Raw genomic sequence first — 25940 nt, forward strand, 5'->3', positions numbered from 1 at the left:
CGTCCGAGAGGGGTCCGGTGACCGCGAAGTAACACGCGTCACGTCTCAGATGACGGACATCACACCGGGACGGCCCAGCAGTGCGACAGGGGCCTGCAGTTGGCCCGCACTAGGCTGGCGGCATGGTGAACCTCACGCGCATCTACACCCGTACCGGCGACCAGGGCACGACCGCACTGGGCGACATGAGCCGCACGGCCAAGACCGATCTGCGGATCTCGGCGTACGCCGACGCCAACGAGGCCAACGCGGCCATCGGGACGGCCATCGCACTCGGTTCACTGCCCGCCGATGTCGTGAAGGTCCTGGTCCGTGTGCAGAACGACCTGTTCGACGTGGGCGCCGACCTCTGCACCCCGGTCGTGGAGAACCCCGAGTACCCGCCGCTGCGCGTCGAGCAGTTCTACGTGGACAAGCTGGAGGCCGACTGCGACCTCTTCAACGGCGAGCTGGAGAAGCTCCGCAGCTTCATCCTCCCCGGCGGCACCCCCGGCGCGGCCCTCCTGCACCAGGCCTGCACGGTGGTCCGGCGCGCCGAGCGCTCCACGTGGGCGGCCCTGGAGGCGCACGGCGAGGTCATGAACCCGCTGACGGCCACCTACCTCAACCGCCTCTCCGACCTCCTCTTCATCCTGGCCCGCACGGCCAACAAGGAGGTCGGCGACGTCCTGTGGGTCCCGGGCGGCGACCGCTAGTGCGGTCACAGCAGTAGGACGTCCCGCCCGGCCGTACCGGTGCGGAACGTCCCGATGTGTCGTCAGCGGCAGAACGGCGCCGCCCCCGGCGGTGTCCCGGTGCCGCAGGGCAGGAAGGGGCGCGGGCGCTCGTGGCGCGCGTGCCCGTCACCCGGTACCGGCTGCGGGGCGGCGGCGTGCGGGGCGTCGTGGCCCCGGCCCGGGAGGGCGTCGACCCGGCCGATGGCGTCGCCGAAGAGTTCGGTGAACCAGACGTTCCGGTCGGGCCCCGTCGCGATGTTGAAGGGCACCTTCTCCGCGCCGCCCGGCACCGGGAACTCGGTGACCTCCCCCGTCGGGGTGATCCGCCCGATGACACCGAGCTGGTCGGCGTACCACATGTTCCCGTCGGGCCCGCGGGTGATGCCGTCGGCACCTCCGACCGGGTTCGGCCGGGGGAAGAGCGTGATGGTGCCCGTCGGGGTGATCCGCCCGATCTGCTCGGACGCGGTGAACCACATCCCGCCGGGGCCGGCCGCGATGTCGATCGGGAACTCGAAACCGGTGGGCAGCGGGTACTCGGTCACGTTGCCCGAGTGGTCGACGCGGCCGATCTTGCCCGCGATCACCTCCGTGAACCACACACCGCCGGGTCCGGCGGCGATGTGGTACGGGAAGCTGTCCGGTGTGGGGATGGCGTACTCGGTGACGGTTCCGTCGAGCCGCATCCGCCCGATCTTGTTCGTGCCGTTCTCGGTGAACCACAGGGCCCGGTCGGCGCCGAGCGTGATGCCCGTGGGAAAACTGCCCGCCACGGGCAGGGGGAACTCGGTGACCGTGCCCGAGGTCGTGATGCGCCCGATCTTGTCGGTCGCACCCTCGGTGAACCACAGGGCGCGGTCGGGGCCCTGTGTGATGTCGAAGGGGAAGCTCGCCTCGCTGGGTACGGCGAACTCGGTGACGGTGCCGCCGGTCGTGATGCGCCCGATCTTGTTGGCACCGGACTCGGTGAACCACAGCGCCCGGTCCGGTCCCGCCGTGATCCCGGCAGGGAAGCTCGCGGGGGTCGGGACCGGATACTCCGTCATGTCCCCCACATCGGCCCGGGCGGGAGCGGCCTGCACCGCGACCGCGAGCAGGGCACCCAGGGACGCGGTGAGCAGGCGGTGGAATCGTCGGCGGATCATCGGTGTGCCCGGCATGGACCAGCCCCTTTGCGGTGAGCTACGGGAGAGTGACAGGTGACGGCCTATCAGCTCGAGCCCGGGAACCGCCCGGCCCGCGCCACCGAGTCGGCCGCGAACCAGCCGACTGCCGTAGCGCGGAACGTCCACTGGAAACCTAGGGCGCGTCCACGGAGTCGCGCGCGGCGGCCTTCGCCACCGGTGCCCGCTTCGGCCACACCGTGTAGGTGACGGCGATCAGTGCGTGGATGCCCACCACGCGCAGGGCCGTGAGCTGCCATCCGCGCAGCACGGAGGTGTCGCCCGAACCGCCGACGTACCAGATGGCGGCCTGCAGCAGGCCGGCCGCGACGGCCGCCGCGAGGAGGGTCCGCCCGACCAGCTTCCATTCGTGGACGGCCCGCGCCATGCCGTGACCGGCGCCGGCCGGCTTCGGGCCCCCGGCCAGCCGGTACGCGGCGTGGCCGTCGAGCCAGCGCACGGTGTAGTGCCCGTAGGCGACGGTGTAGCCGAGGTAGAGCGCGGCGAGCCCGTGCTTCCAGTCCGGTTCGGCGCCGCCGCGCAGGTCCACCGCGGTGGCGATCAGCAGCACCAGCTCCAGGAGCGGCTCGCACAGCAGGACGGCCGCGCCGGTCTTCGGCATCTTCGCGAGGTAGCGCAGGGCCAGGCCGCCGGCCAGCAGGACCCAGAAGCCGACTTCACAGGCGATGATCAGGGTGACGAGCACGGGAGTCTCCGTTCCTGTGGTGGGGGGATGCCTCCAGCTTCCCCCCGGTTTCGCACCGATTCCTCGTCGCCGATGACGAACGCCGCGGGGCCGTCCTGCATCCTTCGATGTACGGACCCGTCCGAAAAGGCAGCCGCGATGGCGACGCCCGCCCCCGCCGCAGCCTGTTGGATGGGGCCGTGACCCTCAAGATCCCGCCGCCGCACCGCGACGACGTGCTGCTCGCCGTGTCCAGCGTGGCCGCCGGCCTGCTCCTGTGGTCGCTCGGGGTGCACAGCTCCCCCACCCGGGACCTGTTCCCGGCCTGGGCCGCCCTGGTCCCGCTCCTCGTGCTCGGCGCGATGGAGCTGCTGCGCCGCAGCATGCCCCGGGTGACCCTGGCCGTCGGCACCGCGGGGCTGATCGCCGACCAGTTCACCGTGGGCAACCTGGCCACCATCCTGATCTTCACCGACCTGATGTACGCGGCCGTCGTCTACGGCAAACCGGCCATGGCCCGCCGCCTCCCCGTGACCACCGGCCTGATCACCATCGCCGTGACCATCGCCTCGGTCGCCTGGCTGCGCACCCCGCAGGCACTGCTGATCGGCGTGGTCACCGGCATCGTGAGCTTCGGCCCCGCCCTGACCGGTGCCACCCTGCGCAACCACCGGGAGGCCGCCGTGGCCGCCCGGCTGCGCGCCGAGCAGACCGCCCTGCTGGCCGAAATGGACCGGTCGCAGGCGGTCGTCGCCGAGCGTGCCCGGATGGCCCGCGAACTGCACGACATGGTGGCCAACCACCTCTCCGCCATCGCCATCCACTCCACCGCCGCGCTCTCCATCGACTCCCCCGCCACCAGCCGCGAGGCGCTCGGGGTGATCCGGGAGAACAGCGTGCAGGGGCTGGCCGAGATGCGCCGTCTGATCGGGCTGCTGCGGGACGCGGGCGCCGGGCAGGAGGCCGTCGCCACCCCCTCGCTGGGCGGGCTGGACGCCCTGCTGGACCAGGCCCGTACGAACGGGGCCGCGAGCGGGCTGGACTTCGCCTTCGTCGACGACCGGCCGTCCGGGGAGCCCCTGCCCACCCCGGTGGAGCTGGCCGCGTACCGGATCGTCCAGGAGTCCCTGACCAACGCACTCAAGCACGCCGCCCCGGGCACGGTCACCGTCCGCCTGGCCCGTGAGCACACCGGAGCCGGGACCAGGAGCGGTGGCGGCGCGCTGCACGTCGCGGTCGACTCCCCCTACGGGGAACGCCCCGGCCCCCGCGCGCCCGGCTCCGGAGCCGGCCTGATCGGCATGCGCGAGCGGACGGAACTGCTCGGCGGAACATTCGAAGCGGGCCGCGCGGACGCGGTCTGGCGGGTCCGGGCGACGCTGCCCGTGGAAGAAGAGGCGGTACGCAAGTGACGATCAGGGTCGTGGTGGCGGAGGACCAGAGCGCGGTGCGGGCCGGGCTGGTCCTGATCCTGCGCAGCGCCGGCGACATCGAGGTGGCGGGCGAGGCCGCGGACGGGGAGGAGGCCGTGCGCCTGGCCCGCGAGCTGCGGCCCGACCTCGTGCTCATGGACGTGCAGATGCCGCGCCTGGACGGGGTGTCGGCGACCCGCCAGGTGGTCGCGGAGGGTCTGGCCGACGTCCTCGTGCTCACCACCTTCGACCTGGACGAGTACGTCTTCGGCGCGCTGCGCGCGGGCGCGTCGGGCTTCCTGCTGAAGGACGCGGACGCGGCGGAGCTGATCGCGGCGGTACGGACCGTCGCGCGCGGGGAAGGCCTGATCGCCCCGGCGGTGACCCGGCGGCTGATCGCCGAATTCGCGGATCCACGGCCCGTACGGGTCCCCGTACCGGCGACGGTGGAGTCGCTGACCCCGCGCGAGCGGGAGGTCCTGGGCTGCCTGGGCGAGGGTCTGTCGAACGCGGAGATCGCGGTGCGCCTGGAGATGGCGGAGGCGACGGCGAAGACCCACGTCAGCCGGGTGCTGGCCAAGCTGGAGCTGCGCAGCCGGGTCCAAGCAGCCGTCCTGGCGCAGGAGTTGGGGCTCTAGCCGAATCCGGCCGGAAATATTTCCGGGGCTGCTACATAAGGTCTGGACCTCTTGACGGTTGGTCCAGACCTTTCTACTCTCACGCACAACTGTGGTGAGCACGCCATGACAAAACGTCATACGGCGCACTCACGGGCGGCGCAGGTCCCACCCCCATGCAGCGGTCGTCCCCACGCCCGCTGCGGACCTCGGAGGAGCACCCTTGAGCACAGCACCCCCACGACGCGCATCGCTGTTTCGAAGAGTCGCGGCCGCACTGGCCGTCCTCACCCTGCCCGTCGCCGGACTCGTGGCCATCGCCGGTCCCGCCGAGGCAGCCGCCTCCGCAACCGCGACGTACACCAAGGTCTCCGACTGGGGCTCCGGCTTCGAGGGCAAGTGGACGGTGAAGAACACCGGCACGACCACCCTCAGCAGCTGGACCGTGGAGTGGGACTACCCGGCCGGCACCGCCGTCACCTCCGCCTGGGACGCCACCGTCACCAGCTCGGGCACCCACTGGACCGGCAAGAACGTCGGCTGGAACGGCACCCTCGCCCCGGGCGCCACCGTCAGCTTCGGCTTCAACGGCACCGGCGCCGGCGCCCCCAGCGGCTGCAAGATCAACGGCGGCAGCTGCGACGGCGGCACCAACCCCACCGACAACCCGCCCAGCGCTCCCGGCACCCCCACGGCCAGCGGCGTCACCGACACCGGGCTGACCCTCGGCTGGGCCGCGGCCACCGACGACAAGGGCGTCAAGAACTACGACGTCTTCCGCGGCGGCGCCAAGATCGCCACCGTCACCAGCCCCTCGTACACCGACTCGGGCCTGACCAAGGGCACGACCTACACCTACACGGTCACCGCCCGCGACACCATCGACCAGACCGGTCCCTCCTCCGGCGCCCTCTCGGTGACCACCACCGGCGGAGTCGTCGATCCCCCGCCGCCGGGCGGCCCGGTCAAGCTCGGCTACTTCACGAACTGGGGCGTCTACGGCCGCAACTACCACGTGAAGAACCTGGTCACCTCGGGCTCGGCGGCGAAGATCACCCACATCAACTACGCCTTCGGCAACGTCCAGGGCGGCAAGTGCACCATCGGTGACTCCTACGCCGACTACGAGAAGGCCTACACCGCCGACCAGAGCGTCGACGGCGTCGCCGACACCTGGGACCAGCCGCTGCGCGGCAACTTCAACCAGCTCCGCGAGCTGAAGAAGAAGTACCCGAACATCAAGGTGCTGTGGTCCTTCGGCGGCTGGACCTGGTCCGGCGGCTTCGGACAGGCCGCCGCGAACCCGGCCGCCTTCGCCCAGTCCTGCTACGACCTCGTCGAGGACCCGCGCTGGGCCGACGTCTTCGACGGCATCGACCTGGACTGGGAGTACCCGAACGCCTGCGGCCTGACCTGCGACACCAGCGGATCGGCCTCCCTCAAGAACATGATGCAGGCCATGCGCACCAAGTTCGGCGCGAGCAACCTGGTCACCGCCGCCATCTCCGCCGACGGCTCCAACGGCGGCAAGCTGGACGCCGCGGACTACGCGGGAGCGGCGCAGTACGTCGACTTCTACAACGTGATGACCTACGACTTCTTCGGCGCGTGGGCGGCGCAGGGCCCGACGGCCCCGCACTCCCCGCTCACCTCGTACAGCGGCATCCCGACCGCCGGGTTCAACTCAGAGGCCGCCATCACCAAGCTCAAGGGCAAGGGCATCACCGGCTCCAAGCTCAACCTCGGCATCGGCTTCTACGGCCGCGGCTGGACCGGCGTCACCCAGGCCGCCCCCGGCGGCACCGCCACCGGCCCGGCCGCCGGCACCTACGAGCAGGGCATCGAGGACTACAAGGTGCTCAAGAGCACCTGCCCGGCCACCGGCACCATCGCCGGCACCGCCTACGCCAAGTGCGGCAGCAACTGGTGGAGCTACGACACCCCCGCCACCATCGCCGGGAAGATGACCTGGGCCAAGCAGCAGGGCCTCAAGGGCGCCTTCTTCTGGGAGTTCAGCGGCGACACCACGAACGGTGAGCTGGCCTCCGCGATCCACAGCGGACTGCAGTAGAAAGACCGAAGCCGGGGAGGACGGGTCCGCCCCCGTCCTCCCCGGCTTTTCGTTTTTCACGCGCCGGTCCTCAGGCGACGTTGACCCTCTGTCCGGGCGGCGCCGCCTCCAGCCAGGCCAGGAAACCGGTCAGCGCGTCGTCGCTCATCGCCAGTTCCAGGCGGGTGCCGCGGTGCGCGCAGCAGAGTACGACGGCGTCGGAGAGCAGGGCCAGCTCCTCCTCGCCCTCGGGCGCACGGCGGGCGATGACCTCGATGGAGGACCGCTCCAGCAGCCGGCGCGGCCGCGGGGAGTAGCTGAAGACACGGAACCAGTCGATGCGGTCACCGCTGTAGCGCGCGACCCCGTACACCCAGCCCTTGCCGGAGACGTCGGGTTCCTCGGACACGTCCCAGCGCATGCTGCAGTCGAAGGTGCCGCCGGAGCGCTGGATCAGCCTGCGGCGCAGCCCGAACACAAACAGCCCGATCACCACCAGGGCCACGACGACCAGGCCGCTCACAAGCAGAGCGAGGAGCATCTTTCACCGACCTCCTCGCTCATCGAATAAACCCAAACGACAGCGTTCCTGCCAGACGGAGTCTGGGGGACCCGTATCGCCTCAGCCGCGACCCGGTCCGGAAAATTCCGGAACAGGCCGCGGCTGAGGTTTGAAACTCTTACCAGTACCGGGGCTCAGCGCCCCGAAACCGCGCGCAGCCGGACATCGGCGCGACGCTCGGAGACCGAATCGGTCTCCGCCTTCGCGCGCTCCAGTGCCCGCTCCGCCCGCTCGACGTCGATCTCGTCGGCAAGCTCGGCGATCTCGGCCAGCAGCGACAACTTGTTGTCCGCGAACGAGATGAATCCGCCGTGCACCGCGGCGACAACAGTGTTGCCCCCGACGGTACGGATGGTCACCGGGCCCGATTCCAGCACACCGAGAAGCGGCTGGTGACCGGGCATGACGCCGATGTCGCCGGACGTGGTGCGGGCGACAACAAGGGTGGCCTCGCCGGACCAGACATTGCGGTCCGCCGCGACCAGCTCGACGTGCAGCTCAGCAGCCATGGTGGCTCCTCGGGTCACCACCCGGCGGTATGGCCGGGTGTTGGGTCAAATTCTAATGGGCGTGAGGAGAGGGACGGGACACACCCGCCCCTCTCCGTCAATCAGCTGTGCTCACGGATGAGCGCGGCTTCAGGAGACGCCCAGCTCCTTGGCGTTGGCCTTGAGGTCCTCAATGCCACCGCACAGGAAGAACGCCTGCTCGGGGAAGTGGTCGTAGTCTCCGTCGCAGATCGCGTTGAAGGCAACGATGGACTCCTCGAGCGGAACGTCCGAACCGTCGACGCCGGTGAACTGCTTGGCGACGTGCGTGTTCTGCGACAGGAAGCGCTCGACGCGACGGGCACGGTGGACAACGAGCTTGTCCTCCTCGCCCAGCTCGTCGATACCGAGGATCGCGATGATGTCCTGGAGGTCCTTGTACTTCTGCAGGATCCCCTTGACGCGCATCGCCGTGGCGTAGTGGTCCGCCGCGATGTACCGCGGGTCGAGGATGCGGGACGTCGAGTCCAGCGGGTCCACGGCCGGGTAGATGCCCTTCTCGGAGATCGGACGGGAAAGAACCGTCGTCGCGTCGAGGTGGGCGAAGGTGGTGGCCGGCGCCGGGTCGGTCAGGTCGTCCGCGGGGACGTAGATCGCCTGCATCGAGGTGATCGAGTGACCGCGGGTCGAGGTGATGCGCTCCTGCAGCAGACCCATCTCGTCAGCCAGGTTCGGCTGGTAACCCACGGCGGACGGCATGCGGCCCAGAAGGGTCGACACCTCCGAACCGGCCTGGGTGTAACGGAAGATGTTGTCGATGAAGAAGAGCACGTCCTGCTTCTGCACATCGCGGAAGTACTCCGCCATGGTCAGACCGGCAAGGGCGACGCGAAGACGGGTGCCCGGGGGCTCGTCCATCTGACCGAAGACAAGCGCCGTCTTGTCGATGACGCCGGACTCGGCCATCTCCTCGATGAGGTCGTTGCCCTCACGGGTACGCTCACCGACGCCCGCGAAGACCGACACACCGTCGTGATTGTTGGCGACGCGGTAGATCATTTCCTGGATCAGAACGGTCTTGCCGACACCGGCACCACCGAACAGACCGATCTTTCCACCCTTGACGTACGGGGTGAGAAGGTCGATGACCTTGACGCCGGTCTCGAACATCTCGGTCTTCGACTCGAGCTCGTCGAAGCGGGGCGCCTTGCGGTGGATCGGCCAGCGCTCGGTGACGTTGGCGTTCTCCTCCGGGTAGTTCAGCACCTCACCCAGGGTGTTGAAGACCTTGCCCTTGGTGAAGTCACCGACGGGGACGGTGATGCCCTCGCCCGTGTTGACCACCGTGGCCTGGCGGACCAGACCGTCGGTCGGCTGCATCGAGATGGTACGGACGAGGCCGTCACCCAGGTGCTGCGCGACCTCGAGGGTCAGGGTCTTGAGCTTGCCGTCCTCGGCCGGGTCTGCGACCTCGACCTTGAGGGCGTTGTAGATCTCGGGCATGGCGTCGACGGGGAACTCCACGTCGACGACCGGGCCGATGACCCGGGCAACGCGGCCCGTGGCGGCGGCCGTCTCAATGGTCGTCATTACTTGTCACTCCCCGCGGTCGCGTCTGCCATGGCGCTGGCGCCACCGACGATCTCGCTGATTTCCTGGGTGATTTCGGCCTGGCGGGCCGCGTTGGCAAGCCGGGAGAGGCTCTTGATGAGATCCCCGGCGTTGTCGGTGGCCGACTTCATCGCGCGGCGGCGGGCGGCGTGCTCGGAAGCGGCCGACTGCAGCAGTGCGTTGTAGATGCGGCTCTCGACGTAGCGCGGCAGAAGGGCGTCGAGGACGTCCTCCGCCGACGGCTCGAAGTCGAACAGCGGAAGGATCTCGCCCTTCGCGCCGGTCTCTTCTTCGACCTTGTCGAGGCTGAGCGGCAGCATCCGGCCGTCCACCGCGTTCTGCGTCATCATCGACACGAATTCCGTGTAGACGATGTGCAGCTCGTCGACGCCACCCTCGGCCGTAACCGTCTGGATGGCCTCGATCAGCGGCGCCGCGACGCGCTTGGCGTCGGCGTAAGCCGGGCTGTCGGTGAAGCCGGTCCACGACTCCGCGACCTTGCGCTCGCGGAACCCGTAGTAGGCGACACCCTTGCGGCCGACGATGTACGTGTCGACCTCCTTGCCCTCGCCGCGGAGCCGCTCGGTGAGCCGCTCCGCCTGCTTGATGGCGTTCGAGGAGTAGCCGCCGGCCAGACCGCGGTCGCTCGTGATGAGCAGGACCGCGGCACGCACCGGTGCCTCGACCTCGGTCGTCAGGGCGTGCTTGGTGTTCGAACCGGTCGCCACCGCGGTCACCGCACGGGTGAGCTCGGTTGCGTACGGCATCGATGCCGCCACCTTGCGCTGCGCCTTGACGATGCGCGAGGCGGCGATCATTTCCATCGCCTTGGTGATCTTCTTGGTCGCCGTGACGGCACGGATACGACGCTTGTAGACCCGGAGCTGCGCTCCCATGAGTCAGCTTCCTTCCGTCGTCACTTGGAGACGTTGACGGCCGGCGCGTCCTCGCCCAGGAGCTTGCCGTCCGAGGTCTCGAACCCACGCTTGAAGTCAGCGATGGCGTCAGCGATGGAGGTGAGGGTGTCGTCCGACATCTTGCCGCCGTCCGCGATGGAGGTCAGGAGGTCCTTGCGCGAGACGCGCAGGTGCTCCAGCAGCTCCGACTCGAAGCGACGGATGTCGTTGACCGGGACCTCGTCCATCTTGCCGGTGGTGCCGGCCCAGACGGAGATGACCTGCTCCTCGACGGGCATCGGCTGGTACTGGCCCTGCTTGAGCAGCTCCACCAGACGCTTGCCGCGCTCCAGCGAGGCCTTCGAAGCGGCGTCCAGGTCGGAACCGAAGGCGGCGAACGCCTCCAGCTCGCGGTACTGGGCGAGGTCCAGGCGCAGACGGCCGGAAACCTGCTTCATGGCCTTGTGCTGGGCCGAGCCACCGACGCGGGAGACCGAGATACCGACGTTCAGCGCCGGGCGCTGGCCCGCGTTGAACAGGTCGGACTCGAGGAAGCACTGGCCGTCGGTGATGGAGATGACGTTGGTCGGGATGAACGCCGACACGTCGTTCGCCTTGGTCTCGACGATCGGCAGACCGGTCATCGAACCGGCACCCATGTCGTCGGAGAGCTTGGCGCAGCGCTCCAGCAGACGGGAGTGCAAGTAGAAGACGTCGCCCGGGTAGGCCTCGCGGCCCGGCGGACGGCGCAGCAGAAGCGACACGGCGCGGTAGGCGTCGGCCTGCTTCGACAGGTCATCGAAGATGATCAGGACGTGCTTGCCGGCGTACATCCAGTGCTGGCCGATGGCCGAACCGGTGTACGGGGCCAGGTACTTGAAGCCGGCCGGGTCGGACGCCGGGGCGGCGACGATCGTCGTGTACTCGAGCGCGCCGGCGTCTTCCAGGGCGCCGCGAACGGACGCGATGGTCGAGCCCTTCTGGCCGATGGCGACGTAGATGCAGCGAACCTGCTTGTTCACGTCGCCAGAGCGCCAGTTGTCGCGCTGGTTGATGATCGTGTCGACGGCCAGAGCGGTCTTGCCGGTCTGACGGTCACCGATGATCAGCTGACGCTGACCACGGCCGACCGGAACCATCGCGTCGATCGCCTTGTAGCCGGTCTGCATCGGCTCGTGGACCGACTTGCGGACCATGACGCCGGGGGCCTGCAGCTCGAGGGCGCGGCGGCCCTCGGTCGCAATCTCGCCGAGGCCGTCGATCGGGTTGCCGAGCGGGTCGACAACGCGGCCGAGGTAACCCTCGCCGACGCCGACGGAGAGCACCTCACCGGTGCGCTGCACCGGCTGGCCCTCCTCGATACCGCTGAACTCGCCGAGTACGACGGCGCCGATCTCGCGCTCGTCGAGGTTCAGGGCGAGACCAAGGGTTCCGTCCTCGAACTTCAGCAGCTCGTTCGCCATGGCGGAGGGCAGGCCCTCCACCTTCGCGATGCCGTCGCCGGCAACGCTGACCGTACCGACCTCCTCGCGCGAGGCCGCGTCCGGCTGGTACGACTGGACAAAGTTCTCCAGTGCGTCCCGGATCTCCTCCGGCCGGATCGTGAGCTCCGCCATCTGGGTTCCCTGCTCTCCTTGTTGGGCCTGAAGCTTCTTAGGGGTCTGGGGGCGACCCCCAGGAATCTTCTGCAAGTTCTGCACGGCCCAACCGGGCCGCTGGCAATACTTTTTTCTAATGTGTGGCTGGTCAGCCGGCCATGCGGCGCGACGCCTCGGCGATGCGGTCCGCGATGGTGCCGTCGATGACCTCGTCGCCGACCCGCACCGAGATCCCACCGAGGACCGTGGGGTCCACGTCGAGGTTCAGGTGCATCGGGCGGCCGTACAGCTTGGCCAGCACCGCGCCGAGACGCTGCTTCTGGACGTCGCTGAGCGGAACCGCGGTGGTCACGGTGGCGACCATGCGGCCACGACGCTCGGCGGCGACCTTCGAAAGGGACTCGAGGCCCGCTTCCAGGCTACGTCCACGCGGGTGCGTGACGAGACGCGTGACCAGCCGCTCGGTGACGGCGTTCGCCTTGCCGCCGAGCAGGCTGCGCAGCAGCTGGCTCTTGGCGGCGGCGGTCGCCGACCGGTCGGTCAGTGCTGCGCGCAGCTCGGTGCTCGAAGTGACGATCCGGCCGAACCGGAACAGCTCGTCCTCGACGTCGTCGAGGCCTCCGCTGCGCTGGGCGGCGGTGAGGTCGGCGGTGGCCGCCAGGACCTCGAGCGAGTCCACCAGGTCACGGGACTGCGACCAGCGGGACCGGACCATGCCGGACACCAGGTCGAGGGTTTCCCCGCCCACCTGGCCGCCGAGCAGACGACCGGCCAGCTCGGCCTTGGCCTCGCCGGACTGCGCCGGGTCCGTGATGACCCGACGCAGCGAGACCTCACGGTCGAGCAGCGCGGTGACGGCCGCCAGCTCACCGGCGAGCTTCGCCGCGTCGACGGACGTGTTGTCCGTCAGCGCGTCGAGACGCTCGCGGGCGGTGGCCAGCGCGTCGCGGCTCGCTCCGTTCATCGGGCGGCCTCGGCCTTCTCCTCAAGCTCGCTGAGGAAGCGGTCGATCGTGCGGCTCTGCCGGGCGTGGTCCTCGAGGGACTCGCCGACAAGCTTTCCGGCCAGGTCGGTCGCCAGCTTGCCGACGTCCTGACGGAGGGCGGACGAGGCAGCCTTGCGGTCAGCCGCGATCTGGGCGTGACCGGCAGCGATGATCTCCTCACGCTGCCGCTGGCCCTCTGCGCGCAGTTCTTCCTTGAGTGCAGTGCCCTGCTCCAGCGCGTCCTGGCGCAGGCGCGCGGCCTCGTGCCGGGCTTCGGCGAGCTGGGCCTTGTACTGCTCCAGCACGCTCTGGGCCTCGGTCTGAGCGGCCTCAGCCTTTTCGATACCGCCTTCGATGGCCTCGCGGCGCTCGTCCAGAACCTTGTTGATGTTCGGGAGGAGCTTCTTGGCGAGGAAGCCGAAGACGATGACGAAGGCGATCAGGCCGATGACGAGCTCGGGGAGCGGCGGAATCAGAGGACTCTGAATTTCCTCGCTCGCGAGAACCATGAGGTTCACATCAGTGCCTTTCGTCTAGGGGGTGGTCGTGGATCCGAGGATCACGGGCCGTAGACGAACGGCATGACCAGACCGATGAGGGCGAGCGCCTCACAGAAGGCGAAGCCGAGGATCTGGTTGGCGCGGATCAGGCCGGCCGCCTCGGGCTGACGAGCAAGAGCCTGGGTGCCGTTACCGAAGATGATGCCGACGCCGACGCCGGGGCCGATGGCAGCGAGGCCGTAACCGATGGAGCCGAGGGAGCCGGTGACGGCAGCAAGGGTCTGGGACATGCCAGTTCTTCCTTCTCTTTCACGGACCGGTGGGGGTTGGCCACCGGACGAATACGGGGGTCTGAGCGGACTCGACCTGGATCAGTGGTGTTCGGCCAGCGCGCCCTGGATGAAGCTGCAGGCGAGGAGGACGAAGACGTACGCCTGGACAGCTTGGATGAACAGCTCGAAGGCCGTCATCACGATCACCATGACGAACGAGACGCCGGCGTAGGCGATCCCGATGCCGTTCAGCAGGTACCAGCTGGCAATGGTGAAGAGCAGCAGCAGGGTGTGACCGGCGAACATGTTCGCAAACAGTCGGACCGCGTGGGTGAACGGGCGCACCAGGACGTTCGAGAAGAACTCGATGACCATGACCATCGGCAGAACCGGGCCGAGCGACTTGTCGTAGCCGGTCAGGTTCTTGAAGCCACCGACAAAGCCGTGACGCTTGAAGGTCACGCTCATCCAGATCACGTACACGATGGCCGCGAGGCCCGCCGGGTACGCGATGATCGCGGTCACCGGGAACTGGGCGAGCGGAACGATCGACCAGAGGTTCATGATCCAGACGAAGAAGAACAGCGAGACCATCAGGGGGACGTACTTCTCGCCCTCCTTCTTGCCCAGCGTCTCGTAGACGATGCCGCGGCGCACGAAGTCGTAGCCCGCCTCGGCGACCATCTGCAGCTTGCCCGGGACGACCTTCGGCTTGCGGAAGGCGGCCCAGAAGAAGGCGACGATGACGACCGAGCCGAGCAGGGCGAGCAGCATCGTCTTGTTGAAGTACGCGCTGCTGTCACCGTCCCCGAAGATCGGCTCGAACAGGAACGAGTGCAGGCCGGGAGCCGGGAATCCACAACCGTCGAAGATGTGGCAATCGGTCTCGAAGGCGAGCACCGTCGTCGGGTCAGCACTCACCGCGGGCTCCTTCAGCGTGGCGCATAGGTACGGCAACCTCGTTGTGTCGGCGCGGCGGACAGCCGCTGTTCGGCACTGGACTGGTGTAACGGATGTGGGGGCGGCGGTCGGGCATCGAGCCTCGCGATGGAACAGGCGTCAGCTCAGATGCCCGCGCCCGCATTGCCACAGTTGAAACCGGACGATAGCAGCATCCCGAACGCGTACTTATTCCGCCCCTACCCCTCACGACTTCTGACCCGAATTTCCGGGCTTGTCGCCCTTCATCGAGTCAGGTTCGACGTAGAGGATCTTGGCCTTCATATGAGCACGCGCCTGTGCGCCGATCCACACCAGGGTGGCGACGACGAGCGTGATGGCGAAGGCCCGGGGATTAAACAGGGTGGTGTTCTTGAACACGGCGAGAAAGACGAAGAGCAGCAGGATCTGGGCCGTGTAGAGCATGAGCCCCATGGCCTGGAACAGGTGCGGAAGCGATTTCGCCGTGCGCTGCAGTACGAGGAATCCGATGCCCATGAACAGCATCACCACGACCGTCGCGACGACGGCGCCCACGGCCCCCTTGCCACCGGCGACGATCCCACTGACGACGGCGGCGAGAGCGCCGGCGACAGCCGTGGGAACGGCGGATTGCAGAAGGGGTCGGACGTCATCTGACCGCATGGCGGTTTGCTCCGCGTGGTGGTGGGGGCACAGGGACTCGTACAGGACGAGCGTAAGCCCGGTCCGAGTGAGTACCTCGGGCCAATGGACCGTCGCACTACGGTCCTTCGGCTCTGTCGCCGGGTTTAGTGAACGGTATCACAAAGTATTTGATGAGAGCTTTACTCGGAGGGTGTGCGGACTGTCACACATGAGAGTGACCCTGCGCGTGTGTGCGCGACAACCAAGTGGCTTGTCTGGTAAAAGGCGTTCATGTCCGACATGCGCTCCGGACGTCAGCGCGCGGACCCGGCCTTACGCCGGTCGGGGAAGCGCGAACGGGGGCCGATGGCGGTCGCCCCGTTGACGCCCGACACACCCGCCGCGATCGGCAGGGCCGGGGCCGGCTCCGGCGCCGCGTCGTCCGCCAGGGCCGCCTCGGCGGCCCGTTCCGCGTGCCGGTAGCGCGGCGGGACCAGCCGCTCCGCCCACCGCGGGGCCCGCGGGGTGAAGCGCGGCAGCAGGAGCAGGAGCAGGCCCACGGCGCTCAGCGCGGCGATCGCCAGCACGATCCACATCGAGGCGGAATGCACCGAATACGCCACCGTGCCGAAGGCGATCAGTCCTGACCAGAAGTACATGATGAGCACGGCCCGGCTGTGCGAATGCCCGAGCTCCAGCAGCCGGTGGTGCAGGTGCCCGCGGTCCGCCGCGAAGGGCGACTGGCCCTTCCAGGTGCGCCGCACGATGGCCAGGACCAGGTCCGTCATCGGAATCGCGATGATCGTGAGCGGCAGGATCAGCGGGATGAAGACCGGCAGCATCGCGTGGGTCGCGTTGCGCTCGCCGCCCGCGAAGAGCGCCATCGCGTCCGGGTCCACCTGTCCGGTGATGGAGATGGCGGCGGCGGCCAGCACCAGGCCGATGAGCATCGATCCGGAGTCGCCCATGAAGATCCGGGCGGGGTGCATGTTGTGCGGCAGGAAGCCGAGGCACATGCCCATCAGAATGGCGGCGAAGAGCGTCGCGGGCGCGGCCGCCTCGATCCCGTAGCCGAACCAGATCCGGTACGCGTAGAGGAAGAACGCGCAGGTCGCGATGCAGACCGTGCCGGCGGCGAGGCCGTCGAGGCCGTCCACGAAGTTCACCGCGTTGATGGTGATCACGACGAGGGCCACGGTGAGCAGGTTGCCCTGCCACGGGGTGAGCAGGACCGTCCCGACGCCCGGGACGGGGATCCACAGGATGGTCAGACCCTGCATGACCATCACGCCGGCGGAGATCATCTGCGCGCCGAGCTTGATCAGGGCGTCGAGTTCGAACTTGTCGTCGAGCACGCCGACCAGCCAGATCAGGGCCGCCCCGGAGAGCAGGGCCCGCGGCTCGTTCGACAGCTCGAAGACCCCGTTGAGGTTCTGCAGGTGGTCCGCGACGAGCAGACCGGCGCACAGTCCGCCGAACATCGCGATGCCGCCGAGCCGCGGAGTGGGCTCCCGGTGCACGTCGCGGGCGCGGATCTCGGGCATCGCCCCCACGGCGATCGCGAACTTCCGCACGGGCCCGGTGAGTAGATAAGTCACCGCGACCGTGACGCAAAGCGTCAGCAGATATTCACGCACGGGCTGCCCCAGATGTATCGCCGGCCATCTCAGCCCCACACACTAGCTGCGAAGTACTCACTGTCGGGGACGCGCAAGGGCGGTATCCCGGTTGCGGTACGCCGCTCTTGCCCCGCTTAAACCCCATACGGTGGAAAACTGCCCACCAGCTCGTTGACGTCCCTACGGATCTTCGCGGGCTCCCCGCCGCTCAGCGCGGCCTCGAACAGCGCGGCGATCCGGCCCATCTCCGCATCTCCCATGCCCTGCGTGGTCACCGCCGCGGTGCCGAGGCGGATCCCGCGCCGGTCTCCGTAGGGAAGGGCGCAGGTGTCCAGCACGATCCCGGCGGCGGCCAGCCGGCCCCGGGCTCCCACGCCGTCGAGGCCCAGCGGTGCGGGGTCGGCGGTGATCAGGTGGGTGTCGGTCCCGCCGGTCGTGATCGCGAACCCGCGGGCGGCGAGCGCGTCGGCCAGGGCGCGGCCGTTGGCGACCACCCGGTGCGCGTACGAGGTGAAGGCGGGCCCGGCGGCCTCGCCGAAGGCCACGGCCTTGGCGGCGATGGTGTGCATCTGGGGGCCGCCCTGGGTGAAGGGGAACACCGCCCGGTCGATCCGCTCCGCGAACTCGGCCCCGCACAGGATCATCCCGCCGCGCGGGCCCCGGAGCACCTTGTGGGTGGTGGCCACGACGATGTCGGCGTAGGGCACGGGGCTGGGCGCGGCCCCGCCGGCCACGAGTCCGATGGGGTGGGCGGCGTCGGCGATCAGGAAGGCCCCGACCTCGTCGGCGATCTCCCGGAACACGGAGTACTCGGGGTGCCTCGGGTAGGAGATGGAACCGCACACGATGGCCTTGGGCCGGTGCTCGTGCGCGAGCCGCTGCACCTCGGGGTAGTCGATGAGTCCGGTCGCGGCGTCCACTCCGTACCCGACGAAGTCGAACCAGCGCCCGGAGAAGTTGGCGGGCGACCCGTGGGTGAGGTGTCCCCCGGAGGTGAGCGCCATGGCCAGCACGGTGTCCCCGGGCCGCAGCAGCGCGGCGTAGGCGGCGAGCACGGCGGCGGATCCGGAGTGCGGCTGCACGTTCGCGTGCTCGGCGCCGAAGAGGGCGCGGGCCCGCTCGACGGCGATCTGCTCGGCGAGGTCGGCGTACTCGCAGCCGCCGTGGTGGCGGGCGCCGGGGTACCCCTCGGCGTACTTGTTGGCGAGCGTCGATCCCAGTGCGGTGAGCACGGCGGCGGAGGTGAAGTTCTCGGCGGCGATCAGCTGCAGCCCGGTCGCCTGGCGCTGCCGCTCCCCGTCGAGGACGTCGGCCATCTGCGGATCCTGCTGCCGCAGCAGGTCCAGGGGCTGGGTGATGACGCTCATGGCGCGACTCCAGGGGGGTACCGCGTACCGGGTACCAGCCACTGTAGGCCGCCCCTGCGGATCCCGCCCTCCGGCACATTCAGCCCCGCCGGCGTTTGAGGCGCGGGGGTTCGCAGGCAGCGCCCCCGACTACGGCGCCGCAGGTCAGCGGGAGGTCTTGACCCCGGTCAGCGCGGTGACCACCGGCTCCAGCGCCTGGTTGATCTCGTCGCCGATCGAGCGGAAGAAGGTGATCGGCGCCCCGTACGGGTCGTACACCTCGTCCGCGTCCGGCGAGGGGGCCAGCAGCCACCCGCGTAGAGCGGCGGCGGCACGGACCAGCGCACGGGCCCGCTCCACCATCCCGTCCTCCAGCGGCGGCAGCGTCGCCGGGTCTATCGCCCGCACCAGGCGGGTGAACTCCTTCAGCGTGAAGGTGCGCAGCCCCGCCGAGTGCCCCATCGAGATCACCTGGGCCCGGTGGTCGCGGGTGGCGGTCAGGACCAGGTCCGCGCGTATGACGTGCTCGTCCAGGAGCTCCCGGCCGGTGAAGCCTGAGGCGTCCGCCCCGAAGTCGGCCAGCACGGCGGCCGCGTTGGCCTCCATGGGCGCGCCCTCGTGTCCCCAGGTGCCCGCGCTCTCCACGATCAGGTCGCCGGTGACGGGGCCGCCGAGCCGGTGGGACAGCGCGTGCCGCGTCAGCCGCTCGGTGATGGGCGAGCGGCACACGTTGCCGGTGCTGACGTGGAGTATGCGGAAGGTGTTGTCCCCGGCTATGCCACGCCCCTCAGGGCTCACGGAGCCACCTCGAGGTCGGGCACGACCTCCCGGAGCTGCTCGGCGGTCAGTGCTCCCTCGCGCAGCAGGACGGGAACCTTCCCGGTGACGTCGACGATCGACGAGGGCAGGGTGCTCGGGGTCGGCCCGCCGTCCAGGTACACGGACACCGAGTCGCCGAGCATCTCGCGCGCGGCGTCGCAGTCCTCGGGCGCCGGGTGTCCGGTCAGGTTCGCCGAGGACACCGCCATCGGGCCGACCTCGGTCAGCAGCTCGATCGCGACGGGGTGCAGGGGCATGCGTACGGCCACGGTCCCGCCGGTCTCGCCCAGGTCCCACGCCAGCGAGGGCTGGTGCTTGGCGACGAGCGTCAGACCGCCCGGCCAGAAGGCGTCGACGAGCTCCCACGCCTGCTCGGAGAAGTCGGTGACCAGGCCGTGCAGGGTGTTCGGGGAGCCGATGAGGACGGGGGTGGGCATGTTGCGGCCGCGCCCCTTGGCGGCGAGCAGGTCGCCGACGGCCTCGGCGCTGAAGGCGTCCGCACCGATCCCGTACAGGGTGTCGGTGGGCAGGACGACGAGCTCACCGCGGCGTACGGCGGAGGCGGCTTCGCGCAGGCCCGTCTTGCGGTCCGTCGCGTCGTTGCAGTCGTATCGCCGGGCCATCAGCGGGCCTCCTCGTGCAGCAGGGTGGTGGCGGGAATGCGCGCGGTGACTGCGCTGGTCGGGGCGGGGCCGGTCGGGGCGGGGCCGGTCACGGCATGGCCTTGCGGGCGGTCGCGAAGCGCGGGCGGTTGTTGAGGTCGGGGTGGTCGGCGGCGTCGGCCCAGCCCCGCTCCTCGGCGAAGATCCACGGGACCTGTCCGCCCTGGGTGTCGGCGTGCTCGACGACGACGATGCCGCCGGGCCGCAGCAGCCGGTGGGCGGTGCGCTCGATGCCGCGGATGGTGTCCAGGCCGTCCTCGCCGGAGAACAGCGCCATCTCGGGGTCGTGGTCGCGGGCCTCGGGTGCCACGTACTCCCACTCGGTGAGCGGGATGTACGGCGGGTTGGAGATGACCAGGTCGACCTGTCCGTCCAGCTCGGGCAGCGCGCTGAGCGCATTGCCCTGGTGGACGGTGACCCGGGAGCCCTCGGCGTTCTTACGGGTCCACTGGAGGGCGTCCTCGGACAGCTCCACGGCGTGCACGCGCGAGCGCGGCACCTCCTGCGCCATGGCCAGCGCGATGGCGCCGGAGCCGGTGCAGAGGTCCACGATCAGCGGTTCGACGACGTCCATCGCCCGGACGGCCTGTATGGCCCAGTCCACGACCGACTCGGTCTCGGGCCGGGGCACGAAGACCCCGGGCCCGACCTGGAGCTCCAGGTAGCGGAAGAAGGCGCGGCCGGTGATGTGCTGGAGCGGTTCGCGCGCCTCGCGGCGGGCGACGGCCTCCCAGTAGCGGGCGTCGAAGTCCGCGTCCTTGACGTGGTGGAGTTCCCCCCGCTTGACGCCGTGCACGAAGGCCGCGAGCTCCTCCGCGTCGAAACGCGGTGAGGGCACGCCGGCGGCGGCCAGCCGCTGGGTGGCCTGGGCCACCTCGGCAAGCAGCAAGTTCACGCTGGTCCTCCGGGCTGCTGTCGTACGGGGGGTGGTGCGGGGTCCCGCGGGGTGGTGCGGGGGTCCTGCGAGGGGACTCAGTGCGCGGACGCGAGCTTGGCGGCGGAGTCCGTGTCGACGCAGGCCTGGATGACCGGATCGAGGTCTCCGTCGAGCACCTGGTCCAAGTTGTACGCCTTGAAGCCCGTCCGGTGGTCCGAGATCCGGTTTTCCGGGTAGTTGTACGTACGGATCTTCTCGGAGCGGTCCACGGAGCGCACCTGGCTGCGGCGCACGTCGGAGGCCTCCTGCTCGGCGGCTTCCTGGGCGGCGGCCAGCAGGCGCGAGCGCAGGATGCGCATCGCCTGCTCCTTGTTCTGGAGCTGGCTCTTCTCGTTCTGGCAGGAGGCGACCACACCGGTCGGGATGTGCGTGATGCGCACGGCCGAGTCGGTGGTGTTGACGGACTGGCCGCCGGGGCCCGAGGAGCGGTACACGTCGATGCGGAGGTCGTTCATGTTGACCTCGACCTCCACCTCCTCGGCTTCCGGGGTGACGAGCACGCCGGCGGCGGAGGTGTGGATGCGGCCCTGGGACTCGGTGGCCGGCACGCGCTGGACGCGGTGCACGCCGCCCTCGTACTTCAGGCGGGCCCAGACGCCCTGGCCGGGCTCGGTGGCGCCGTTGCCGCCCTTGGTGCGGACGGAGACCTGGACGTCCTTGTAGCCGCCGAGCTCGGACTCGGTGGCGTCGATGATCTCGGTCTTCCAGCCCACGCGCTCGGCGTAGCGCAGGTACATGCGCAGCAGGTCGCCGGCGAACAGGGCCGACTCGTCACCGCCCGCACCCGCCTTGACCTCGAGGAGCACGTCCTTGTCGTCGCTGGGGTCGCGCGGAACGAGCAGCAGGCGGAGCTTCTCGGTGAGCTCTTCGCGCTGTGCGGTCAGTTCCTTGACCTCTGCCACGAAGTCCGGGTCGTCGGCCGCGAACTCCTTCGCCGTCTCGATGTCCTCGGCGGACTGCTTCCAGGCACGGAAGGTCGCGACGATCGGGGTCAGCTCCGCGTAGCGCTTGTTCAGCTTGCGCGCGTTGGCCTGATCCGAGTGGACCGAAGGGTCGGCGAGCTTCTTCTCAAGATCGGCGTGCTCGCCGATCAGTTCCTCGACCGCCTCGAACATCGGGGGCTCCTGAAGATGGTGAATGTGAAGAAAAGGGCTGCGGGACGAGAAAGGCGCCGGTCCGGCTGCCCCCGTGCGTACAGGGTGCAGCCGGGATCCGGCGCCTGAGGCTCGCTACTTCTGTGCAGCCTTGCCGAAGCGGGCCTCGAAGCGGGCCACGCGGCCACCGGTGTCGAGGATCTTCTGCTTGCCCGTGTAGAACGGGTGGCACTCGGAGCAGACCTCGGCTCGGATGGAGCCTTCGGTCAGGGTGCTACGAGTGGTGAACGACGCGCCACAGGTGCAGCTGACCTGGGTCTCGACGTACTGGGGGTGAACATCGCGCTTCAAGGTGTCTCCTAGATTCGGGAGGGCGCCGGGTCGCAGGAGCCGAATTGCGCGCTGCGTGAACCGGGGCCGACAGACCAGTCTGCCAGGACCGGGCTGCCTGTCAAAATTCTGAGGACGCCTCCCTCAACGGCAGGGGTCCGGCATCTATTCCGCGGCCCGGCCCAACCCGCCCGGCCAGGCGGTTCGGGGCCCGCGGTACGCGGTTTCGGCTACTGCAGGACCGTACCGGCCGTGCCCTTGTCGCCGGCCGAGTTCGCGGTGGCCGCTGCGGGGATCGCCTGGTCGGCCAGCAGGGCGTCCCAGACCATCGTGGACTCCTTGGTGAGCGGGACGACCCGGTTGGGGTCACGGGTGTCTCCGGTCACCGGCAGGGTGATCATCTGCATGCTGTCGGGGCCGATGCCCTCCAGGCCCTGGGCGAACCCCATGAGGGCCTTCACGTCGCCGAGCGCCTTGTCCGTGGTGACGGCCTTGGTGGCGGTGTCGGCGAGGTCGAGCAGCTTCTTCGGGTTGTCGAAGACGCCGATGGTCTCGACCTGCTTGATCAGCGCCTTGATGAACGCCTGCTGGAGCTGTATTCGGCCCAGGTCTCCGCCGTCGCCGACGCCGTGGCGGGTACGGACGAGGCCGAGGGCCTGCTCGCCGTTCAGCCTGTTCGTCCCGGCGGGCAGGTCGAGGTGGCTGTAGGCGTCCTTGATCGGCTTGGTGGTGGTCACCTCTACGCCGCCGAGCTTGTCGATGATCTCCTTGAAGCCCGTGAAGTCGACTTCGAGGTAGTGATCCATGCGGATCCCCGACATCTTCTCCACGGTCGCGACCGCGCAGGCGGCCCCGCCGACGGTGTACGACTCGTTGAACATCTTGCGCGGGCCGCCCAGGTCGCTCTTGCCGTTCGAGAGCTTGCAGACGGGCCGGGTCACGAGGGTGTCGCGGGGTATCGATACGACGGTGGCCCTGGTGTGGCCCTCGTTGAGGTGGACGATCATCGCGGTGTCGGAGCGGGCGGAGCCGCCGTCGTCCTGGCCGTACTCCGCGTTGGCGCCGCCGCGGGAGTCGGAGCCGAGGACGAGGATGTCCATCGAGCCGTTGTCCACGTTCTGCGGGCGGTCCGTGCCGAGGGCGGCGTCGATGTCGACCGTCTTGATGTTCCCGTTGAACTTGACGTAGAAGTAGCCGAGCCCCGCCCCGCCCAGGACGACCACGCCCGCGGCCGTCCACGCGGCGATGACGACGGCCCTGCGGCGCGTAGCCGGCCTGCGTCGTCGTCGGCCCGCGCCGGCTCTGCGGCCGTGGCCCCTGCTGTCCTGGCTCATGCTCTGCTCTGCCCGCCTGTCTGGTCTCGGATCGACTCCCCGCTCCCACTGACAAGGACGGCCGCAAGCCATCCAGGGTTCCACGGCCCGGGGCGCGCGGAAACCGCCCCGCCCCGTCGGGCCGCGCGGGCGGGCGCTGCGCAATGCCCCGCCTACCTGCGGTTTCCCCCGGGGCCGCGCGGTGACTGCGAGGCTCCGCCGGCGTACGGAGTGTGGCAAAGGTCGCATCTGCGCGCGAAGCACCGTAGAAGGGCCCCGGACATGACGCGACCGCCCCCGTCGCGGGTGCGGCGGGGGCGGTCGGCGGTCACGCAGGTGGTGCTGCGCGGAGACGTCAGTCGTCGTTCTTGCCCGACGGGGTCGTCTTCGCGATCTGCATGAGGAACTCGGCGTTCGACTTCGTCTGCTTCATCTTGTCGAGGAGCAGCTCGATGGCCTGCTGCGAGTCGAGCGCGTGCAGCACCCGGCGCAGCTTCCAGACGATGGCGAGCTCCTCGCTGTTGAGGAGGATCTCCTCCTTGCGGGTGCCCGAGGGGTCCACGTCCACGGCCGGGAAGATGCGCTTGTCGGCGAGCTTCCGGTCGAGCTTGAGCTCCATGTTGCCGGTGCCCTTGAACTCCTCGAAGATCACCTCGTCCATGCGCGAGCCGGTGTCGACCAGCGCGGTGGCCAGGATGGTCAGCGAGCCGCCGTCCTCGATGTTGCGCGCGGCACCGAAGAAGCGCTTCGGCGGGTACAGCGCGGTCGAGTCGACACCACCGGACAGGATGCGGCCGGAGGCGGGGGCGGCGAGGTTGTACGCACGTCCCAGGCGGGTGATGGAGTCCAGCAGGACGACCACGTCGTGGCCGAGCTCGACGAGACGCTTGGCGCGCTCGATGGCCAGCTCGGCGACGGTGGTGTGGTCCTCGGCCGGGCGGTCGAAGGTCGAGGAGATGACCTCGCCCTTCACCGACCGCTGCATGTCGGTGACCTCTTCCGGACGCTCGTCGACCAGGACGACCATCAGGTGGCACTCGGGGTTGTTGACCGTGATCGCGTTGGCGATCGCCTGCATGATCATGGTCTTACCGGTCTTCGGCGGAGCCACGATCAGACCGCGCTGGCCCTTACCGATCGGCGACACGAGGTCGATGATGCGGGTGGTCAGCACGCCCGGGTCGGTCTCCAGGCGGAGCCGGTCCTGCGGGTACAGCGGGGTCAGCTTCTGGAACTCCGGGCGGCCGCGGCCGGATTCGGGCGCCATGCCGTTGACGGAGTCCAGGCGCACGAGCGCGTTGAACTTCTCGCGGCGCTCGCCGTCCTTGGGCTGCCGGACGGCGCCGGTGGTGTGGTCGCCCTTGCGCAGACCGGCCTTGCGGACCTGGGCGAGGGAGACGTACACGTCGTTCGGGCCGGGCAGGTAGCCCGAGGTCCGGATGAACGCGTAGTTGTCGAGGATGTCGAGGATGCCGGCGACGGGGATCAGGACATCGTCGTCGGCGACCGGGGTCTCGACCGGGGCGAACTCGTCGCGCCCGCGACGGCCACGGCGGTCGCGGTAGCGGCCGCGACGGCCGCGACGGCCGTCCTCGTCGAAGTCGTCCTGCGGGCCGTTGTCCTGACGGTCCCGGTCCTGACGACCGCCCTGCTGACCCTGGCCCTGGTTCTGACCCTGGCCCTGGCCGCGTCCGCCCTGCTGGCGGTCCTGACGGTCGGTCCGGTCCTGACGACCGCCCTGCTGGCCCTGGCCCTGACCCTGACCCTGGCCCTGGCCCTGGTTCTGACCCTGGCCCTGACCCTGGGCGCCCTGGCCCTGGTCGTCGGCCTTGGCGCCGCGGTCACGGCGCTCGCGGCGGCCGTCGGCGCGGTCGTTGCCCCGCTCGCGGCGGTCGCGACGGCCGCGGCCCTCGCCTTCCTGGCCCTGGGCCTGGCCGGCAGGGGCGGTGGCGGCCTCGGCCTTCGCTTCGGCCTGTGCGGCCGGAGCGACGGTCTCGGACTTCTGCTCCACCTGTACGACGGCGGCGGGGGCCGAGCCCTCGGGGCTGCCGGACGGGGCGGTGGCACGCCGGCGACGGCGCTCGCCGACCGGGGCGTCCTCGCTGGCGGGCTGGCCCGGGATGTCGATCTGGGCCTGCGCGGCGGGCTTCTCGGCGGGCGCCTCGGCGGCGGCCTCGCCCGTACGGGCCTTGCTGGTGGCGCGGCGCTTCGGCTTGGTCTCGCCGGCGTCGGCGGACGCGGCGGCCGGCGCGGCGGCCGCGGCCTTGGGGGCGCTGCTTCCCGCCTGCGCCTCCTTGATGACCTCGATCAGCTGGCCCTTGCGCATCCGCGCGGTGCCCCTGATGCCGAGGCCCGACGCGACCTGCTGGAGCTCGGCCAGGACCATGCCGTCAAGGCCGGTGCCGGAGCGGCGGCGCTTGGTCGGCGCGGCGCCCTCGGCGGGGGCACTGGTGTCGACGTTGGTGTCGGCAGCGCCCATCAGATCGGTGGTGTCGCTCACGAAGGGTCCTTCCCTGGAGCGGACGTCGGCCTGTCTGGCTCGGCGACCGGTTGTGCTGTCCGACGTCAGTCCGTGATGAGGCGCGGACTGCAGTCGGGGCGGTGGTCCGCCGATAGAGATACGGCGGGAGAGAAACGTGCATGTGCGTGGGTGGTTCCGGCGAGAAGCCCCCGAGCTGAAAGCGTGGGAATATCACGCCGATTCCGGAGCGTGCTCGAAA

At 69.7% G+C, this 25940-nt stretch carries 25 protein-coding genes; 4 read left to right on the forward strand and 21 right to left on the reverse strand.

What is annotated here, in order from left to right:
* Window positions 1-122 precede the first annotated feature (122 nt).
* Window positions 123-695: a cob(I)yrinic acid a,c-diamide adenosyltransferase gene (locus tag ACFWBW_RS07095; protein WP_385369170.1), complete on the forward strand. Its 573-nt coding sequence runs from the start codon at window positions 123-125 to the stop codon at window positions 693-695.
* Window positions 696-757: 62 nt separating this feature from the next.
* Here the strand turns inward: ACFWBW_RS07095 and ACFWBW_RS07100 are convergent, their stop codons facing one another.
* Window positions 758-1876 (reverse strand): hypothetical protein, encoded by a 1119-nt coding sequence (locus tag ACFWBW_RS07100; RefSeq protein ID WP_385369172.1) that lies wholly within the window; start codon window positions 1874-1876, stop codon window positions 758-760.
* A 139-nt stretch (window positions 1877-2015) separates the two neighbouring features.
* Window positions 2016-2585, reverse strand: coding sequence for a hypothetical protein (locus ACFWBW_RS07105; protein ID WP_385369174.1), 570 nt, complete (start codon window positions 2583-2585; stop codon window positions 2016-2018).
* A gap of 107 nt (window positions 2586-2692) precedes the next feature.
* Here ACFWBW_RS07105 and ACFWBW_RS07110 point away from each other — a divergent pair, with 107 nt between their 5' ends.
* The 3 genes from ACFWBW_RS07110 to ACFWBW_RS07120 all read left to right on the forward strand — a co-directional run bounded on the left by ACFWBW_RS07110 (window position 2693) and on the right by ACFWBW_RS07120 (window position 6664).
* Window positions 2693-3976 carry a sensor histidine kinase gene (locus ACFWBW_RS07110; protein ID WP_385369176.1) on the forward strand — a complete coding sequence of 428 codons (1284 nt, stop codon included), beginning with the start codon at window positions 2693-2695 and terminating at the stop codon, window positions 3974-3976.
* On the forward strand, window positions 3973-4614 hold the full coding sequence (locus ACFWBW_RS07115; protein ID WP_385369178.1) for a response regulator: 642 nt from the start codon (window positions 3973-3975) through the stop codon (window positions 4612-4614). Before ACFWBW_RS07110 ends, ACFWBW_RS07115 begins: the two co-directional genes overlap by 4 nt.
* A 202-nt stretch (window positions 4615-4816) precedes the next feature.
* Window positions 4817-6664 (forward strand): glycosyl hydrolase family 18 protein, encoded by a 1848-nt coding sequence (locus ACFWBW_RS07120; RefSeq protein WP_385369180.1) that lies wholly within the window; start codon window positions 4817-4819, stop codon window positions 6662-6664.
* Between the two features lie 70 nt (window positions 6665-6734).
* Here ACFWBW_RS07120 and ACFWBW_RS07125 read toward each other — a convergent pair whose 3' ends face one another.
* The 19 genes from ACFWBW_RS07125 to rho form a co-directional block, all read right to left on the reverse strand.
* Window positions 6735-7184: a DUF2550 domain-containing protein gene (locus ACFWBW_RS07125; RefSeq protein WP_385369182.1), complete on the reverse strand. Its 450-nt coding sequence runs from the start codon at window positions 7182-7184 to the stop codon at window positions 6735-6737.
* A 155-nt stretch (window positions 7185-7339) separates the two neighbouring features.
* A complete protein-coding gene (locus ACFWBW_RS07130) occupies window positions 7340-7714 on the reverse strand; it encodes a F0F1 ATP synthase subunit epsilon (protein WP_243336233.1) in 375 nt (124 codons plus the stop codon).
* A 129-nt stretch (window positions 7715-7843) separates the two neighbouring features.
* Entirely contained in the window at window positions 7844-9283 is a 1440-nt protein-coding gene (gene atpD / locus ACFWBW_RS07135) for a F0F1 ATP synthase subunit beta (protein WP_385369184.1), read from the reverse strand.
* Entirely contained in the window at window positions 9283-10200 is a 918-nt protein-coding gene (locus tag ACFWBW_RS07140; protein WP_266904423.1) for a F0F1 ATP synthase subunit gamma, read from the reverse strand. The genes atpD and ACFWBW_RS07140 overlap by 1 nt, the downstream gene beginning before the upstream one ends.
* Before the next feature lie 20 nt (window positions 10201-10220).
* Window positions 10221-11816 (reverse strand): F0F1 ATP synthase subunit alpha, encoded by a 1596-nt coding sequence (atpA, locus tag ACFWBW_RS07145; protein ID WP_266881149.1) that lies wholly within the window; start codon window positions 11814-11816, stop codon window positions 10221-10223.
* Window positions 11817-11946: 130 nt separating this feature from the next.
* The gene (locus ACFWBW_RS07150) at window positions 11947-12762 is read right to left on the reverse strand and encodes a F0F1 ATP synthase subunit delta (RefSeq protein ID WP_385369187.1); all 816 of its coding nucleotides are present in this window, start codon (window positions 12760-12762) and stop codon (window positions 11947-11949) included.
* A complete protein-coding gene (locus ACFWBW_RS07155; RefSeq protein ID WP_382753146.1) occupies window positions 12759-13292 on the reverse strand; it encodes a F0F1 ATP synthase subunit B in 534 nt (177 codons plus the stop codon). Before ACFWBW_RS07155 ends, ACFWBW_RS07150 begins: the two co-directional genes overlap by 4 nt.
* Before the next feature lie 50 nt (window positions 13293-13342).
* Window positions 13343-13573, reverse strand: coding sequence for an ATP synthase F0 subunit C (atpE, locus tag ACFWBW_RS07160; protein WP_030768902.1), 231 nt, complete (start codon window positions 13571-13573; stop codon window positions 13343-13345).
* Between the two features lie 81 nt (window positions 13574-13654).
* The gene (atpB, locus tag ACFWBW_RS07165; protein WP_385369356.1) at window positions 13655-14491 is read right to left on the reverse strand and encodes a F0F1 ATP synthase subunit A; all 837 of its coding nucleotides are present in this window, start codon (window positions 14489-14491) and stop codon (window positions 13655-13657) included.
* Window positions 14492-14701: 210 nt separating this feature from the next.
* The gene (locus tag ACFWBW_RS07170; protein WP_385369189.1) at window positions 14702-15139 is read right to left on the reverse strand and encodes a hypothetical protein; all 438 of its coding nucleotides are present in this window, start codon (window positions 15137-15139) and stop codon (window positions 14702-14704) included.
* A 275-nt stretch (window positions 15140-15414) separates the two neighbouring features.
* A complete protein-coding gene (locus ACFWBW_RS07175; RefSeq protein ID WP_385369358.1) occupies window positions 15415-16749 on the reverse strand; it encodes an MraY family glycosyltransferase in 1335 nt (444 codons plus the stop codon).
* 104 nt (window positions 16750-16853) lie between these two features.
* Window positions 16854-18086, reverse strand: coding sequence for a serine hydroxymethyltransferase (gene glyA, locus ACFWBW_RS07180; protein ID WP_385369191.1), 1233 nt, complete (start codon window positions 18084-18086; stop codon window positions 16854-16856).
* A 144-nt stretch (window positions 18087-18230) separates the two neighbouring features.
* Window positions 18231-18863 (reverse strand): protein-tyrosine-phosphatase, encoded by a 633-nt coding sequence (locus ACFWBW_RS07185; protein WP_243336224.1) that lies wholly within the window; start codon window positions 18861-18863, stop codon window positions 18231-18233.
* The gene (locus ACFWBW_RS07190) at window positions 18860-19507 is read right to left on the reverse strand and encodes an L-threonylcarbamoyladenylate synthase (RefSeq protein ID WP_134071127.1); all 648 of its coding nucleotides are present in this window, start codon (window positions 19505-19507) and stop codon (window positions 18860-18862) included. Before ACFWBW_RS07190 ends, ACFWBW_RS07185 begins: the two co-directional genes overlap by 4 nt.
* An 88-nt stretch (window positions 19508-19595) precedes the next feature.
* Window positions 19596-20441 (reverse strand): peptide chain release factor N(5)-glutamine methyltransferase, encoded by an 846-nt coding sequence (gene prmC / locus ACFWBW_RS07195; protein ID WP_385369193.1) that lies wholly within the window; start codon window positions 20439-20441, stop codon window positions 19596-19598.
* 77 nt (window positions 20442-20518) lie between these two features.
* Window positions 20519-21598, reverse strand: a complete 1080-nt coding sequence (gene prfA, locus ACFWBW_RS07200; protein ID WP_266881142.1) for a peptide chain release factor 1 — start codon at window positions 21596-21598, stop codon at window positions 20519-20521.
* Window positions 21599-21712: 114 nt separating this feature from the next.
* Window positions 21713-21928: a 50S ribosomal protein L31 gene (gene rpmE, locus ACFWBW_RS07205; protein WP_112448418.1), complete on the reverse strand. Its 216-nt coding sequence runs from the start codon at window positions 21926-21928 to the stop codon at window positions 21713-21715.
* Between the two features lie 209 nt (window positions 21929-22137).
* Window positions 22138-23241 (reverse strand): LCP family protein, encoded by a 1104-nt coding sequence (locus ACFWBW_RS07210; protein WP_385369196.1) that lies wholly within the window; start codon window positions 23239-23241, stop codon window positions 22138-22140.
* A gap of 334 nt (window positions 23242-23575) precedes the next feature.
* Complete coding sequence (gene rho, locus ACFWBW_RS07215; protein ID WP_385369197.1) at window positions 23576-25720, reverse strand: transcription termination factor Rho; 2145 nt, start codon at window positions 25718-25720, stop codon at window positions 23576-23578.
* Window positions 25721-25940 lie beyond the last annotated feature (220 nt).

The sequence above is a fragment of the Streptomyces sp. NPDC059957 genome, from assembly GCF_042730015.1.
GTDB lineage: Bacteria > Actinomycetota > Actinomycetes > Streptomycetales > Streptomycetaceae > Streptomyces.

Excerpts from the sequence above, each read along its gene's own strand:
- ACFWBW_RS07095 (WP_385369170.1), top strand. The coding sequence starts at position 123 with ATGGTGAACCTCACGCGCATCTACACCCGTACCGGCGACCAGGGCACG.
- ACFWBW_RS07100 (WP_385369172.1), bottom strand. The coding sequence starts at position 1,876 with ATGCCGGGCACACCGATGATCCGCCGACGATTCCACCGCCTGCTCACC.
- ACFWBW_RS07110 (WP_385369176.1), top strand. The coding sequence starts at position 2,693 with ATGTACGGACCCGTCCGAAAAGGCAGCCGCGATGGCGACGCCCGCCCC.
- ACFWBW_RS07125 (WP_385369182.1), bottom strand. The coding sequence starts at position 7,184 with ATGCTCCTCGCTCTGCTTGTGAGCGGCCTGGTCGTCGTGGCCCTGGTG.
- ACFWBW_RS07130 (WP_243336233.1), bottom strand. The coding sequence starts at position 7,714 with ATGGCTGCTGAGCTGCACGTCGAGCTGGTCGCGGCGGACCGCAATGTC.
- atpD (WP_385369184.1), bottom strand. The coding sequence starts at position 9,283 with ATGACGACCATTGAGACGGCCGCCGCCACGGGCCGCGTTGCCCGGGTC.
- ACFWBW_RS07140 (WP_266904423.1), bottom strand. The coding sequence starts at position 10,200 with ATGGGAGCGCAGCTCCGGGTCTACAAGCGTCGTATCCGTGCCGTCACG.
- atpA (WP_266881149.1), bottom strand. The coding sequence starts at position 11,816 with ATGGCGGAGCTCACGATCCGGCCGGAGGAGATCCGGGACGCACTGGAG.
- ACFWBW_RS07150 (WP_385369187.1), bottom strand. The coding sequence starts at position 12,762 with ATGAACGGAGCGAGCCGCGACGCGCTGGCCACCGCCCGCGAGCGTCTC.
- ACFWBW_RS07155 (WP_382753146.1), bottom strand. The coding sequence starts at position 13,292 with ATGGTTCTCGCGAGCGAGGAAATTCAGAGTCCTCTGATTCCGCCGCTC.
- atpE (WP_030768902.1), bottom strand. The coding sequence starts at position 13,573 with ATGTCCCAGACCCTTGCTGCCGTCACCGGCTCCCTCGGCTCCATCGGT.
- ACFWBW_RS07170 (WP_385369189.1), bottom strand. The coding sequence starts at position 15,139 with ATGCGGTCAGATGACGTCCGACCCCTTCTGCAATCCGCCGTTCCCACG.
- glyA (WP_385369191.1), bottom strand. The coding sequence starts at position 18,086 with ATGAGCGTCATCACCCAGCCCCTGGACCTGCTGCGGCAGCAGGATCCG.
- ACFWBW_RS07190 (WP_134071127.1), bottom strand. The coding sequence starts at position 19,507 with ATGGCCCGGCGATACGACTGCAACGACGCGACGGACCGCAAGACGGGC.
- prfA (WP_266881142.1), bottom strand. The coding sequence starts at position 21,598 with ATGTTCGAGGCGGTCGAGGAACTGATCGGCGAGCACGCCGATCTTGAG.
- ACFWBW_RS07210 (WP_385369196.1), bottom strand. The coding sequence starts at position 23,241 with ATGAGCCAGGACAGCAGGGGCCACGGCCGCAGAGCCGGCGCGGGCCGA.